Raw genomic sequence first — 13938 nt, forward strand, 5'->3', positions numbered from 1 at the left:
CATCACCGTTTCTCTGCAAATCTTCCGCGTGCAACACGGCTATGTAGCCCACCTCCCAACACCGACGCATGCAGATCGAATTCGACCGCGATACCTGTATCGGGATGTTCCAGTGCGTTGCCGAGTGGGACGGTTTCGAGAAGGATATGGACGCCGGCAAGGCTGTGCTGAAAGGTGGCGAAGAAACCGAGGAAGATGTCTTTGTTGCCGAGATTCCGGAGGGCAAGGAACTCGACGCGAAGTTTTCGGCCCGCTCGTGCCCGGTCGACGCCATTGCCGTCTACGATGACGACGGCGAGCAGATCATCTAACCTGCCGACGTATCCTAACTCGACCCCGTGATCGCCTGATCGAGATCGTCGATGATATCCTGCGGATCCTCGATCCCAACCGACAGCCGCACGAGGTCGTCGGTGACGCCCGCCGACAATTTCTCCTCGTCGCTCAACTGCTGGTGGGTCGTCGATGCCGGGTGAATAATCAGCGTTTTCGCGTCGCCGACGTTCGCCAGCAGCGAGGCCAACTCGGTGGATTCGACGGTGCCGCGAGCGGCGTCGTAGCCGCCTTCCAGCCCGAAGGTGATCATCCCGCCGTAGCCGCCGTCGAGGTATTTCGAGGCCATCTCGTGAGTTTCGTGGCTTTCGAGCCCCGGATAGGTCACCCACGACACGTCCGAGTGGTCGTCGAGGAATTCGGCGACGGCCATGGCGTTCTCGCAGTGTCGTTCCATCCGCATCGGCAGCGTTTCGAGTTTCTGCATCGTCACCCACGCGTCGAAGGGACTCTGTTGATTGCCGAGATCCCGCAGCCCGCGGGCGATGGCAGCGTAGGTAAAGCCGGCGTCGCCGAACGTTTCGGCGAAGTTGACGCCGTGGTAGGCGGGGTTGGGCGCGCCGATCTCGGGGTAGTCGTCGGCGTGGGCCAGCCAGTCGAAGGAGCCGCCGTCGATCAGCGCGCCGCCGACCGTCGAGCCCGCGCCGTGAATCCACTTCGTCGTCGACTCCCAGACCAGATCCGCGCCGTGTTCCAGCGGGCGACAGAGCGCGGGGGAGGCGAAGGTGTTGTCGACGAACAGCGGCGTGTCGTGCTCGTGGGCGATGTCGGCGATGCGTTCGATGTCGGGCGTCACGAGGGCGGGGTTGCCGATGGTTTCGAGATGGACGTAGGCGGTGTCGTCGTCGATTGCCTCGGCGTAGGCGTCGTAATCGAGGGTATCGACGAAGCGGGTCGTGATCCCGCGGCGTTCAACGCTGTGGGTGAAGTAGGTGTAGGTGCCGCCGTACAGCGACGACGAGGAGACGATGTTGTCGCCGGCTTCCGCCAGTAGGAACGTCGCCACGTCGAGGGCGGCCATCCCCGAGGCGGTGGCGACCGCGCCGACGCCGCCCTCAAGGGAGGCCAGCCGCTCTTGGAGGCTGCCGACCGTCGGGTTCATCAGCCGCGAGTAGATGTGCCCCGGCTTTTCGAGGGCGAACTGTTTGGCGGCGTCCTCGGCGTCGTCGAAGACGTAGGAGGTGGTCTGGTAGATCGGCGGTGCGCGCGAGCCGGTCGCGGGGTCGGGATCGGTGCCGGCATGGAGGCTTCGGGTCTCGAAGCCGTCTGTGTCGTCGGACATACAGGCGGGTAGACGCCGAGTGGGCACCTAAAACTGCCTGCTATCCGCGCAACTGCCGGTATCTCCGACAGCGTCCGTTCGCAACTCCGTCTCAGCCCGAAAACAGACTGCTGTGAACCGGCGCGAAATCCTCGTCGCCGTCCTCGATGGGTTCCTCGTCGTCAGCCGCCGTATCAGTGATCGCCCGGCCGTCGAGTCCGTTGGTGAGGAAGTCCCGCACCGGCGGGCCGACGTTCTCGGGCTCGACGAGGAAGGCGTCGTGGCCGTGGTCGGAGTCGACGACGTGGTGGGCGACGGGCACGTCGGCCGCGCGGAACGCCTCCGCCAGCGTCTCTGACTGGGCGACGGTGAAATGCCAGTCCGACGTGAACGACAGCAGCAGGGCCTCGCCCTCGAACGCGGAGATCGCCCGCTCGATGGTTCCGTGGCCCTCCGCGAGGTCGTAGTCGTCCATCGCCCGCGTGAGGTAGAGGTAGCTGTTGGCGTCGTATCGCTCGGTGAATTTTTCGGCGTTGTAGTCGAGATACGACTCGACTTCCCGGTAGGGGAAGAACGCCGCGGCCTTATCGGGCGGGAACAGGGCGTCGCTGCCCTCGATACCGCTGTCCCGGCCCGCCGAGCGGCGGCCGAACTTGCGCTCCATCGAGGCCTTCGAGAGATACATGATGTGGCCGAGTTGGCGGGCGATAGCGAGGCCCTGCTGTGGCGGGCTGGCGTCCGCGTCGTCGCCGCCGTAGTAGTCGCCGCCGTTCCAGTTGGGGTCGCTGCGGATCGCCCGCCGGGCGACGGCGTCGATGGCGAGACACTGCGGATCGAGTGTGGCCGCCGCCGCGACCGGCGCGATCAACTCCGCGTCGTCGGGGAACTGTTTGGCCCACTCCAGGACGTTCATCCCGCCGACGCTGCCGCCGATGATGAGTCGGAGGCGACCGACGCCGAGATGGTCGAGCAGGCGACGCTGCGCGCGCGTCCAGTCGCTGATGGTGACGGGTGGGAAGTCGGTGCCGTAGGGCTCGCCCGTCTCGGGATTCGTCGACGATGGCCCCGAGGAGCCGTAACAGGAGCCGGGGACGTTGGCGCAGACGACGTAGTAGTCGGTGGTGTCGATAGCCTTCCCGGGGCCGACGATGTCGCCCCACCACGCGCGGGCCTGGCCCGCGGTGCCGGGGGTGTTGTAGCTGGCGACGTTCTGGCTGCCGGTCAGGGCGTGGCAGACGAGAACGGCGTTGTCGCCGGTGAACTCGCCGTAGGCTTCGTAGGCGATCTCTAAGTTGGGGATCGACTCGCCGCACTCGAAGCGGAACTCGCCGAGTTCGACGACCCCGCGGTCGACTTCGGTCGCACTCATTGGTTGTCCCTCCTGTGTCGCCGTCGCGCATAGTCTGTTCGACTCGGCGTTCGAACGTGTCGGCTCATTGGTCGGCGGCCACCTCCAAGCCGGTGTCGAGGTCGGCGAAGATGTCTTCGCTGTTCTCGATGCCGACCGACAGCCGGAGCATATCGGGGGCGACACCAGCCGCGCGCTGTTCGTCCTCGCTCAACTGGGCGTGCGTCGTCGACGCCGGGTGAATGACCAGCGTTTTCGCGTCGCCGATATTAGCCAGAAAGCTCGTCAACTCGACGGCCTCACAGAACGCCTTCGCCGCTTCGAAGCCCCCCTCGACGCCGAAGGTGACCATGCCGCCGTACCCCGCCAAGTATTCGCTGGCATTGTCGTGGGTCGCGTGGTCATCGAAGCCGGGATACGTCACCCACGCGACGCGGGGGTCGTCCCGGAGGAACGCCGCTACCTCGTGGGCGTTCTCGCAGTGGCGATCCATCCGCAGCGGTAGGGTTTCGATCCCCTGCATCGTCTGCCAGGCGTCGAAGGGTGACTGCTGATTGCCGATTGCCCGAACCGCACGATGGCGGGCCGCCAGCGTGAACGCGCGGTCGCCGAACCGGTCGCTGAAATCGAAGCCGAAGCCGGGGTTTTCGCCCGACAGCTCGGGGTAGTCCGCGTCGGGATGATCCCACGGGAACGTCCCGCCGTCGACGAGGACGCCACCGACGGTCGTCCCCGACCCGTGAATCCATTTGGTTGTCGACTCCCAGACGATGTCCGCGCCGTGTTCCAGCGGGCGGCAGAGCGCGGGCGTCCCGAAGGTGTTGTCGACGACCAGCGGGACGGCGTGGTCGTGGGCGATGTCGGCGAGTCGTTCGAAATCCGGGGTGACCAGCGAGGGGTTGGCGATGGTCTCGACGTGGACGTAGGCGGTGTCGTCGTCGATCGCGTCGGCGTAGGCGTCATACTCAAGCGTCGGCACTGTGCGGGCCTCGATCCCGCGGCGCGGCGCGAGCGTCGAGAGGTAGCTGCCGGTGCCGCCGTACATGTCGCGGCTGGCGACGACGTTGTCGCCGCTCTGGGCCAGCACCGTTGTCAGCGAGTCCAGCGATGCCATCCCCGAGGCGGTGGCGACCGCGCCGACGCCACCCTCCAGATCCGCCAAGCGGGCTTCGAGCTGGCGAACGGTTGGATTTGAGACCCGCGAGTACACGTCGCCTTCCTCGCGGAGGGCGTACAGATCCGCAGCGGTGTCGGCATCATCGAACACGTAGGAGGAGGTCTGATAGATCGGCGTCGCCCGCGCGCCGGTGTCAGGATCAGGCTCCGTCCCGGCGTGCAGACTCCGCGTGTTGAAGCCCGTGGTCATGTATAGTGTGCATATATCTCTACGTGTTTATGCGTGAGAGTTACGGCAAAAGCGGCTGGTATGCGGTGTGGTGTCACTGAACGATAGCTTAGGTCGAAACGCCGGTAATCTCGAAGCATGTCCCGCCATCGTCGCGCTCGTCGACTCTGATCTGCCAGCCGTGGGCCTCGATGATCCGTTTGACCACCGCAAGGCCGATCCCGGTTCCGTCCTCGTCGGTGCTGTAGCCGAACTCGAAGAGCTCCTCGTGGTCGTCGGGGTCGATGCCGGCTCCGTCGTCTTCAACAGCAAAGCCGTCGGGCGTTGGTGTGACCGTCACCGTCGATGCCGCGCCGTGATCGTTGGCGTTCCGAAAGAGGTTCTCGAAGGCCTGCCGGAGGCGGGCTGGGTCTGCGGCGACAGTTCGGTCGCCCTCGACAGCGAGTTCCATCCCACCAGTATCAGCGGTCACCCACGCGTCGGTCGCACAGTCCTCGATGGAGACGGGTTCGGGATCGGCAACCGTCTGGCCTTGCCGGGCCATCGTCAACAACACCTCGATCAGTTCGTCCATCCGGTCGTGGGAGTGTGCGATGTGCTCAAGCCCCATCTGGGCGGTTTCGATATCCGGCTCCTCGCCATCGAGGGCGTCGCCGACAGCGGCTGTCCACCCCTCAGCTGTTGACAGCGGATTGCGGAGATCATGCGAGACGACATCGGCGAACTCTTCGAGACGGTCGTTTTGCTCCTCAAGCTGTCGCTCCCGCTGTTTGCGGTCGGTGATATCGCGGAGGACGACAACATAGCCACGGGTGATATCGAACTGGTCGGTGGCCTCGGTTACCTCGATATCATACGTTCGTTGCGAGCCGGTTGCAGCCGATGCCGTCGTGAACTCGCCGGGGGCGTCAGGGTCGGCAACAGCGGCCGTGAGCGTCTCGCTGAATGCGGAGTCAGCAAGCGCGTCGATTGAGACCTGCGTGCGAAGGCCATCGACTAAGTCGTCGGCAGCCGCGTTGAAATCGGCGACGACACGCTCGCCGTTGATCAGCAAAACCGGATCGCCCATCTCCCGGAAAAATCGGGTGACAATCACCGGGGCGACACGCAGGAAATCATACCGGTAGAGTGCCCACCCGACACCAAGTGCTTGGAGATTAAACAGGAGTGGCGTCGGGTCAACCAGCGGATGCGGGCGGTAATCGCCGATAAACAGCGTTGTCGAAACGAGGACGATCGCGCCGATCACGAAGATGATCAACGCCTGATACCGATAGATGCCCTGTGTCTGAACAAAAAACCGGCCCAGCAAAAACAGCGAGAGGCCGACCAACGCCGCCCCGATCAGCAGTTGGAGGAAGGCACCAAGCCCAGCAACCTCGATGGCGGCCGTAACCACACCAAACTGACCGACATCGACGCCCGCCAGCATGAGGCCGCCAGGGTTGCTCACGACAAGAATCGACCACACAACGGATTCGACCGCCCCGACCCACCAGAGCCACCCTGGAAGCCACTCGCTGTCGCCGGTGTACTCGCTGACAAACCGGAGCCACGCGAAGGCGGCCAACGCCGAGGACAGGGCCTTAATAAACAGCCCGACCTCCGCGAACAGTGTGCCCCCCGCGACAAGCATCAAAAAGTAGCCGGCAGCCCAAAAGCTATCCACAGCCATCAATACGCCGTAGGATTCCGACAATGGGTGGTCAATCCGGCCGAATGAGTAGACGGCAAGCAGCCCACTGACAATCGTCGCAAGGAAGACGAGTCCAATGACGACAAGGCTCAGGACGACGTCATCGGCCATTGCGGAGATCGCTCACTATCAATTCTACTACTCGCGTGTCATAAATAGGCTAGTGATTCCAGTACCGGGAAATTCTGCGGTTTTGAGCCTTCATACGAAGTTATGACACTCTGCCTCGTATGCCGTCTCGTGGCCATCGCTGGCTGAATCAGCGTTCCGTCCCACGTGGATCGAATTGACTTTTCACACACGGGCTGTTACCTGCTGGCAATGAGCTACGCCGACAGCGACAACCCCTATCTCCGTGATCCACCAACCGAATTCAGCCCTGTCGACGACCTCACACCCGACGAAGCCGAACAGCAGGTCGAGCAGCTCAGAGCTGCGATCCGCGACCACAACTATCTGTACTACGTCGACAGCGATCCGCTGATCGCCGACCGCGTCTATGATCAACTGTTTGACCGCCTCCAGACGCTCGAAGCCGAATTCGATCTCGACGATCCCGACAGCCCGACCAACCGTGTCGGCGGCGAGCCCGTTGACGACCTCGACACGGTCGAACACACCGCGCCGATGTTGTCTATCGCTCAGAGCGGCGACGCCGAAGATGTCCGCGAATTCGATAAGCGAACCGCCCGCCTACTCCGTGATTCGGGCTTCGACCCCGACGACATCGGCTATGTCTGTGAACCCAAATTCGACGGCATCTCCATCGAACTCGTCTACGAGGACGGCCGTCTCACTCGCGCGGCCACCCGCGGCGACGGCGCGGAAGGCGACGACGTGACCGCACAGGCCCGCCGCATCCGGGCGATTCCCCAGCGACTCCGCGGCGACGCACCCGACCTGCTGGCGGTTCGCGGCGAGGTCTTCATGCCGAAAGACGGCTTTCGGGAGCACAACCGCCAGCGCGTCGAAGACGGAAAAGAGCCGTTCGCCAACCCTCGCAACGCGACCGCGGGGACGATCCGTCAACTCGATCCGTCGGTCGTCGCCGACCGGCCGCTGGACTGCTTCGTCTACGACATTATGGCCTACGAGGCTGGCGACGAGCCAGACGACCACCCCGACACCCAATGGGCCGAACGCGACGCCATCGAGGCGTGGGGGTTCCACGTCGACGAACTTGCCGACCGCGTCGACGACATCGAAGGCGCAATCGCGTACCGTGATTCACTACTCGACGACCGCGAGAGCCTGAACTACGAGATCGACGGCGTCGTCATCAAAGTCGACGACACCGCCGCGGCCGACGCCCTCGGCAACACGGCCCGCGAGACGCGGTCGGCGTTCGCCTACAAGTTCCCCGCCCGCACCGAAGTGACGACAATCACCGATATCGTCGTGCAGGTCGGCCGCACCGGTCGGCTCACGCCGGTCGCGCTGCTCGATCCCGTACAGGTCGGCGGCGTCACCGTCTCCCGAGCGACGCTGCACAACCCCGGCGAGATCGAATCGCTCGGCGTCGACGTGGGCGACCGGGTGCGCGTCCTGCGAGCTGGCGATGTGATCCCCTACATCGACGAAGTCGTCGATGACGAGACGGGCAGCACCTTCGCGTTCCCCGAGACCTGCCCGGTCTGCGATAGCCCCGTTGACCGCGACGGCCCGCTGGCGTTCTGTACCGGCGGGCTTGGCTGTTCGGCCCAACGGGAGCGCGCCATCGAACACTACGTCAGCCGCGGCGGCCTCGATATCGAGGGCCTCGGCCCCGAGCGTATCGCGCAACTCCGGGCGGCCGACCTGCTCGACTCGCTGGACGACCTCTACCGCCTCGACCGCGAGAACCTGGCTGCACTGGAAGGGTGGGGCGAAAAGAGTGCGCAGAACCTCCTCGAAGAGATCGACGCCGCCAGTGAGCCGCCGCTCGATGCGTTCCTCACGGCCCTCTCTATTCCGGAGGTCGGCGGCGCGACCGCGACCGCGCTGGCCTGGGAGTTCGGTGATCTCGATGCTCTGATCGACGCCGACACCGACGCCCTCGAAGCCGTCGACGACGTGGGGCCAATCGTCGCCGAGACGATTCGGGACTTCTTCGACAACCCCGAGAACCGCGACGCCATCGACGCGCTGCTCGATGCGGGTGTCGATCCCCAGCCAGTCGAAGGAGCCGACGCCGGCGACGAACTCGACGGGCTCACCTTCGTGTTCACCGGTTCGCTCGCGGTCTCACGGGACGACGGCCAGTCGCTGGTCGAAGCCCACGGCGCGAACGCGACCGGCAGCGTCTCCGGCAACACCGACTACCTCGTCGCCGGTGACAACGCTGGCCAGCGAAAACAGGACGACGCCGACGACAACGACGTGCCGATCCTCACCGAGCGCGATTTCGCCGAACTGCTGGCCGACTATGGCATTGACTGGCCGCCGAGCGAGTAAGTCGCTGGCAGTCCATCGCGCAGTCGTAGGTTTCCCGAATTATAAAATATGTTTTATATGTTGGATTTTATAATTGAAGCGAGTTTGTCCGGGGTTGATTCCGTGACGACATGCCCTACGTCCTCCATTTCGATCAGCCGGCTCTTGGTGAGGTGATTGTTCAGCCTAGTGATTCCTGCCCGGAGGTGATCAGGGCTCTGCTCACCAGTCAGAAGTGTTGTCGGAACAGCAAGGTCTGGCACATCTGATAGATCAAACGCTTCGACTTCGTAGCTCTCCCGAATCACTGTCTCGGTGAGGTGGAGATTTGCCTCTTCGGGCCACCACGGCAACCGAGCAACATCAGAAACCGATCCGTTCTCTTCGATGAACAGTCGCATTGCATCCTGCCGCTGTCCGGCCTCAAGTCGTGCTTCCATTCGGGCAGCTAAATTGTCATCACTGTGTTCGCCCACCAGCACGGGTGGTTCGTACAGCACGAGATGGTCAATGGTGATTTCCGCTGCTGCTGTGAGCGCAACGAGTCCGCCGAAGGAGTGTCCGAACACTGTTGGTGTTCCGTTAACGGCTTCAACGAGGGCTCGGAGATCAGCTGCCTCGCGGGCAAGGCTGTACTCCTCACCATCACTGCTGTCGCCTCGTCCTCTCCGATCCGGGACGTACAGGCTAAAGCTGTCTGCGAGATACGGTCTGAGCGTGTCCCACGCTCGCCGGGTACCGGAGCTACCATGAAGCAGGATCAGCGGCTGGCCATCCCCTTCGTGTTCGTATGCTATGGTCGTCTCATCGGCCGACTGAACAGTATGGACTGTCGATTCGGAGGGCATCGCTCTTCAGCATTCCCGAGAGCAATTTTTTAATATTTTGCTACAGTGCCTCGCTACGCTGATTGAGTAGTGTGCACACCTCGTGTTACAGCCGTACTCTGTAGTGCTCTCGTTTCTCACGGCTCCGGCGGCGCGCCATCGTCGGTCTCGTGGTCGGCGTACTGAACGAGTCCGTCGTCGGCTCGGTAAAACAGGTCGCCTCAACAGTCACACCCGCTCGCTTCGCTGGCGTCCGCGTCGTCGAAAAACGACGCAATATTCGCTGGGACCCCTTCAAAAGCTTTCTTGCGGGTGGTGTCCGATGGCGACTGCTCAGGAACCGCAGCCCGCACTAGTGCTGCAACAAGGAACTCGACCGGCGGAGTCGTATACTCGTCACCTCGGTAGTGCCAGAGCCGACAGTCGATTTCGCCCGGACACGCACAGAGTTCGCCACACGATTCGCAGTTGTTTTCGCGGTAGTCCGGTTGAATATCGCGCCCGTTGATACGGATCGTCGGCGATACGGCCAACTGCGTCGCTTTCGCTGCCGCCAGCGTATCGACATGGATATCGCGCACAACAACGCTGACAGCCAGTGGTTCGAGGATCGGTTCAATCCGTGTGAGTGCTGTTTCGAGTGCCTGTTCGGTTCCAACACATCGCTCGCAGGCCTCGTTGTCGAGGTAGAGGAAATCGACGGTGACTGTCCGCTGTGTATACTCCGTTGCCGGCGTTTCGACAACTGAAACAGCCGTGCTGTCTGGGAAGGTTTGCATTGTAGTGGCCACTACGACCGCCCGGCGCATATACTGTTCAGTTAGTAAACACGAACCGGGTTTCCGTACCGAAACCGCCCGCCCGGCCGCACGGGGACGACGAACGTATATATCGCTACAGCGGCTACGCGTGGTGTATGAGTGAGCACGACGAATGGCAAGCCACGTGGCACGGCTTGCACGATATCCTGGGGCCGAAGTGGACGTTTCACATCCTTCGCGTCCTCTCCGAGGAGCCCCACGGGTTCAACGCCATTCGGGACAGTCTGAATGGTCTGACCGCGCCGATCCTCTCCCAGCGGCTCAAAGAGCTTCGCTGCCATGGCCTCGTTGAGCGAACGGTCGAAGCGACGACACCGCCGACCACGATCTATTCGCTCACCCGAACGGGCACTGAAATCGCTACGCGGCTCCAGGAACTGGAGTCGCTTGTCGAAATCAACGAGCAGCCGACGCGAGACTGCTCGGCCGAGACGACTGACTGCCGGTCGGAAGCACTTGCCGACGGCTGCGTTACGGCAGCGAATCAGTGTTGAGACTCACCGCCGTTCACGGCTCCGGCGGCGCGCCGTCGTAGGCGTCGTGATCGGTGTAGAAGTTCAGCATCGCAAACTTCAGTTTCTCGGGGGTGATGTCGACCAACTCCTCGCGTTCCTCGACCGGGAAGCTCCGACGGACACTGTATTTCCCCATGTCAGCGTTGGTGTAGCGTTTGTCGGCAAGAATCCGGACGCCGAAATCCTCCGGCGAGCGGATCACGCGGCCGAGGGCCTGCCGGGTCTTGCGGATCGTCGGAATCTCGACGGCGTAGGCCCAGCCGGCGTCGCGTTTCTGGTGTTTGCCCTTGTAGGCGCGCTCGTAGGCGTCCTGGACGGCCTCCATCCGCTCGGAGAGTTGCGGGTACGGGACGCCGATGACGGCGACCGTGCGGGCCTGGTCGCCGTCGAAACTCACGCCCTCCGCGAGGGTACCCCACAGCGACGTGAACAGCGCCGCGTCGTCGCTGGCGACGAACCGCTGGCGGAGGTCTTCGGTCGATTTTCCCGATTCGTCGAGGATGAGCGTGCCGAGCGGCTCGTCGGCGCGGTTCTCGACGCTGAGCCGGCCGTGGTAGCGTTCGGCCTCCGAATACGAGGGGAAGAAGAGGAGGGTGTTACCGGGCGTAAACCGGATCACGTCCCGGAGGAGGTTCGTGATCGTCTCCTGTGTCTCGGGGTCGTCGCGCTCGCTGGAGAAGAGGGCGGGCACTTCCGCGGCGTACGTCCGGCGGTTTTCCTCGGGATAGGCCAGCCCGTAGGCCATCGTCGCCGGCGAATCCAGGCCGAGTACGTCTTCGGTCACCTCGAAGGGCCGCAGCGTCGCGCTCATCAACACACTAGCGTACACGTCGTCGAAGAGATCGCGGGTGACCTCTCGCGGAATGCAGGTGTAGAGCTCGGCGCGGCCATAGACCTCGTCGGTCTGGTCGTTTCGCCGGACGCCGGCCATCGGGTGTTGGCCGAGTTCGCCGCCCTCCGACATCCAGGTGCTGATGAACTGGGCGGCCTGGAGGGTCTGACACTCCGCGCGGCTCGTCGCCTCGCCCTCCTTGTAGGCGCGTTCGTACTCCTCGTCGAGCGTGCGGCCCAGCTGTACCGCGAGTTCGGTTTCGGTGTCGATGCCACGGCCCTCGTAGAGCCGCAGGAATGCGAGGGTGATCTCGTCGCGGGCGTCGGGGTTGGCGACCGACACGTCCTCCCAGTGCTCGTCGACGTTGTCGCGTTCGTACTCGCTGAGTTCGTCCTCGTAGGTGACGATGAGCGCGTCGCGGAACGCCTCGATGACGTTGCGCGCGGGCTCGGCGCGGGAGTCTTCGACGCCGGCGAGTTCTTCGAGCGCGGAATCGAGCGTGTTCTCGGTGAGTGTTTTGGTCGCGTGATCGCGGGCCGCGCCCTCGATGTTGTGGGCCTCGTCGAAGACGGTGATCACGTCGCTGGCGTCGCAGTCGAGCCAGCGGAAGAACTGCTCGCGGATCATCGGATCCAGCAGGTGGTGGTAGTTGCAGACGACGAGGTCGATGTCTTCCATCCCCTCTTTCAAGAGTTCGTACCCACAGAGGTTCTGCTGGTCGGCGTACTCGTAGATCTCTTCGGGCGTTCGTACGTCCTCAAAGAGCCAGCCGAAGAACTCGTCGGTGTCGGCGGTGAGATTGTTGTAGTAGTAGTCGCAGACGTTGCCGTCCTGTAGCTCGTCGAGCTCGTCCTCCAGGTCGTCGAGTTCGTCCATGACGGCACTGCGGGCTTCGGCCGCGCCGGCCTCGCCGTCTTGGCTCGCTTCGAGGAGTTCCTCCTGTCTGGCGGCCAGTTCCTCGTGGTCGGTTTCGGTATCGACGAGTTCGCGGGTGGTATCCCGGAGCGTCTGGCACTCCTGATAGCCCACGTCGATGTGGCACATCTCGGCTTTGCCCTTGAAGACGACCGCCCGGATCGGCTTCGTGCGGGTGATCGCGCGGGCGTCGTCAACGAACTGCCGCATCTGCTGGTGGACGTTGGTGGTGATAACGACCGTTTTGTCGTTGTCGCGCGCGTAGGCGAGGGCGGGCACGAGCGCCGAGAGAGTCTTCCCGGTGCCTGGCGCGCCCTCGAAGAGCACGTCGCGGGCCTGGCCCAGCGAGTTGGCGATCCGGTCGATAGCCTCGCGCTGGTTCGGATACGGCGTCTCGTAAGGGAAGAACCGGAGGTCGTCGTCCGCGGCTGTCACACCGGCCCTTTGGCGGCAACTGATTAAAACATGGGGGCGAACCGTGTTTTCACCTTGCTGGAGCGGCTACTTTCTTCGGCAGCATCAATTCATATATTTGCCCACTCACAAAATATATTGCAACACGCTCCGTAGCGATAGGCATGGACGAGTTCGATCCGGCTCCAGCCATTGACGACACGACCGAGCCACGCCAGCAGTGGCTTGACGACACCGACACCTTTGGCCGGGTCTACGACGTTGTGCTCGGCATCACGACACCGGCACCTGCAGCCGAGATCGCCGAGATCGCCGACTGCTCGCCCAACGCCGCGACCAAACACCTCTCCCGACTGGCGGAGATGGGCGTCGTCAACGCCGACCGCGAAAGCCGCCCAGCACGCTATAGCCGCAACGACGGCTACCTCGAATGGCAGGAGGCCAGCCGGATCGGCCGCGATCTATCGGTCGCTGAGATCATCGACCGCGTCGAATCGCTGGAAGCCGAGCGCGACGAGTACGAGGAGCGGTTCGGGACGACCGACCCCGCTGAGGTCTCCGTCTTCGATTACGACGACCACGACACGATCCACGAGCGCATGGCCGCAGTCAGCGAGTGGCAAGGGCTGATCCGGGATCTACGACTCTACGAACTAGCCCGCCAACTCGCGCAAAACGATGGGCACCTGATCCCAGCATGACGCCAGCGGAGCCGCCAAGCGGTTCGACGGGGGCGCCGGATCGCCAAACGTTGCGACTGCTCGAACGCCAGTGTGCGACCACGCCGCTGGTCACCAATACTGAATTCCAGCCGAGCGCGATGGAGCCGCGCCGCCTGGTGGCGACACTCGATACCGACGCGTTTCCCGAGACAGTTGCGACCGCTCGGCTTGACATCCGATGGTTCACGACCGGCGATTTCTCGCTGCACTACATCGAAACGACGACCGATGGCAAGCAATGGGAGTGCCGCTGGGATCGCCATCCCAACAGCCACAACACTCGACTGCATTTTCATCAGCCGCCCGACGCGGAAGCGGTTCGAGATCTTTCCTTAGACTCACAACACCCGCTTGATGTGTACGCAACAGTGTTTTCGGCAATTCAGCAACGACTCGGTGACCGCTGGGCAGACAGCTCATAACCGGTGAGGCCACAGTAATCCAGTGTCGACGTGAGACGATACCATCCGCCGTCGGCGACTGCGCGGGAATCGTTT

At 63.3% G+C, this 13938-nt stretch carries 12 protein-coding genes; 5 read left to right on the plus strand and 7 right to left on the minus strand.

Translation table 11 applies throughout. The annotated features are described in order from the left end of the window. Positions 1 to 68: 68 nt before the first annotated feature. Entirely contained in the window at positions 69 to 311 is a 243-nt protein-coding gene (locus DM826_RS11755) for a ferredoxin (protein ID WP_120103610.1), read from the plus strand. A gap of 14 nt (positions 312 to 325) precedes the next feature. Here the strand turns inward: DM826_RS11755 and DM826_RS11760 are convergent, their stop codons facing one another. From DM826_RS11760 to DM826_RS11775, 4 genes are all read right to left on the minus strand, one after another. Further along, positions 326 to 1615 carry an O-acetylhomoserine aminocarboxypropyltransferase/cysteine synthase family protein gene (locus tag DM826_RS11760; protein ID WP_120103611.1) on the minus strand — a complete coding sequence of 430 codons (1290 nt, stop codon included), beginning with the start codon at positions 1613 to 1615 and terminating at the stop codon, positions 326 to 328. 91 nt (positions 1616 to 1706) lie between these two features. Next, the gene (gene metX, locus DM826_RS11765) at positions 1707 to 2963 is read right to left on the minus strand and encodes a homoserine O-acetyltransferase MetX (RefSeq protein ID WP_120103612.1); all 1257 of its coding nucleotides are present in this window, start codon (positions 2961 to 2963) and stop codon (positions 1707 to 1709) included. 64 nt (positions 2964 to 3027) lie between these two features. Then, entirely contained in the window at positions 3028 to 4308 is a 1281-nt protein-coding gene (locus DM826_RS11770) for an O-acetylhomoserine aminocarboxypropyltransferase/cysteine synthase family protein (RefSeq protein WP_120103613.1), read from the minus strand. Positions 4309 to 4396: 88 nt separating this feature from the next. Then, a complete protein-coding gene (locus DM826_RS11775; RefSeq protein ID WP_120103614.1) occupies positions 4397 to 6094 on the minus strand; it encodes a sensor histidine kinase in 1698 nt (565 codons plus the stop codon). Positions 6095 to 6304: 210 nt separating this feature from the next. On the opposite strand from DM826_RS11775, the gene ligA reads away from it, so the two are divergent. Beyond that, on the plus strand, positions 6305 to 8416 hold the full coding sequence (gene ligA, locus DM826_RS11780; RefSeq protein WP_120103615.1) for an NAD-dependent DNA ligase LigA: 2112 nt from the start codon (positions 6305 to 6307) through the stop codon (positions 8414 to 8416). 53 nt (positions 8417 to 8469) lie between these two features. On the opposite strand, the gene DM826_RS11785 is transcribed toward ligA, so the two are convergent. Both DM826_RS11785 and DM826_RS11790 read right to left on the minus strand, forming a co-directional pair. Next, positions 8470 to 9243 (minus strand): alpha/beta fold hydrolase, encoded by a 774-nt coding sequence (locus DM826_RS11785; RefSeq protein WP_120103616.1) that lies wholly within the window; start codon positions 9241 to 9243, stop codon positions 8470 to 8472. A gap of 200 nt (positions 9244 to 9443) precedes the next feature. Further along, positions 9444 to 10001, minus strand: coding sequence for a DUF2703 domain-containing protein (locus DM826_RS11790; protein WP_165853310.1), 558 nt, complete (start codon positions 9999 to 10001; stop codon positions 9444 to 9446). A gap of 137 nt (positions 10002 to 10138) precedes the next feature. Between DM826_RS11790 and DM826_RS11795 the strand changes: the two genes are divergently transcribed. After that, positions 10139 to 10537, plus strand: a complete 399-nt coding sequence (locus DM826_RS11795; protein ID WP_120103618.1) for a winged helix-turn-helix transcriptional regulator — start codon at positions 10139 to 10141, stop codon at positions 10535 to 10537. Positions 10538 to 10550: 13 nt separating this feature from the next. On the opposite strand, the gene DM826_RS11800 is transcribed toward DM826_RS11795, so the two are convergent. Further along, positions 10551 to 12740 (minus strand): ATP-dependent DNA helicase, encoded by a 2190-nt coding sequence (locus tag DM826_RS11800; protein WP_120103619.1) that lies wholly within the window; start codon positions 12738 to 12740, stop codon positions 10551 to 10553. Positions 12741 to 12883: 143 nt separating this feature from the next. Here DM826_RS11800 and DM826_RS11805 point away from each other — a divergent pair, with 143 nt between their 5' ends. Both DM826_RS11805 and DM826_RS11810 read left to right on the plus strand, forming a co-directional pair. Beyond that, entirely contained in the window at positions 12884 to 13420 is a 537-nt protein-coding gene (locus DM826_RS11805) for a helix-turn-helix domain-containing protein (RefSeq protein WP_120103620.1), read from the plus strand. Beyond that, positions 13417 to 13863 (plus strand): hypothetical protein, encoded by a 447-nt coding sequence (locus tag DM826_RS11810; protein ID WP_120103621.1) that lies wholly within the window; start codon positions 13417 to 13419, stop codon positions 13861 to 13863. Before DM826_RS11805 ends, DM826_RS11810 begins: the two co-directional genes overlap by 4 nt. Positions 13864 to 13938 lie beyond the last annotated feature (75 nt).

The organism is Halonotius aquaticus (genome assembly GCF_003605575.1).
GTDB lineage: Archaea > Halobacteriota > Halobacteria > Halobacteriales > Haloferacaceae > Halonotius > Halonotius aquaticus.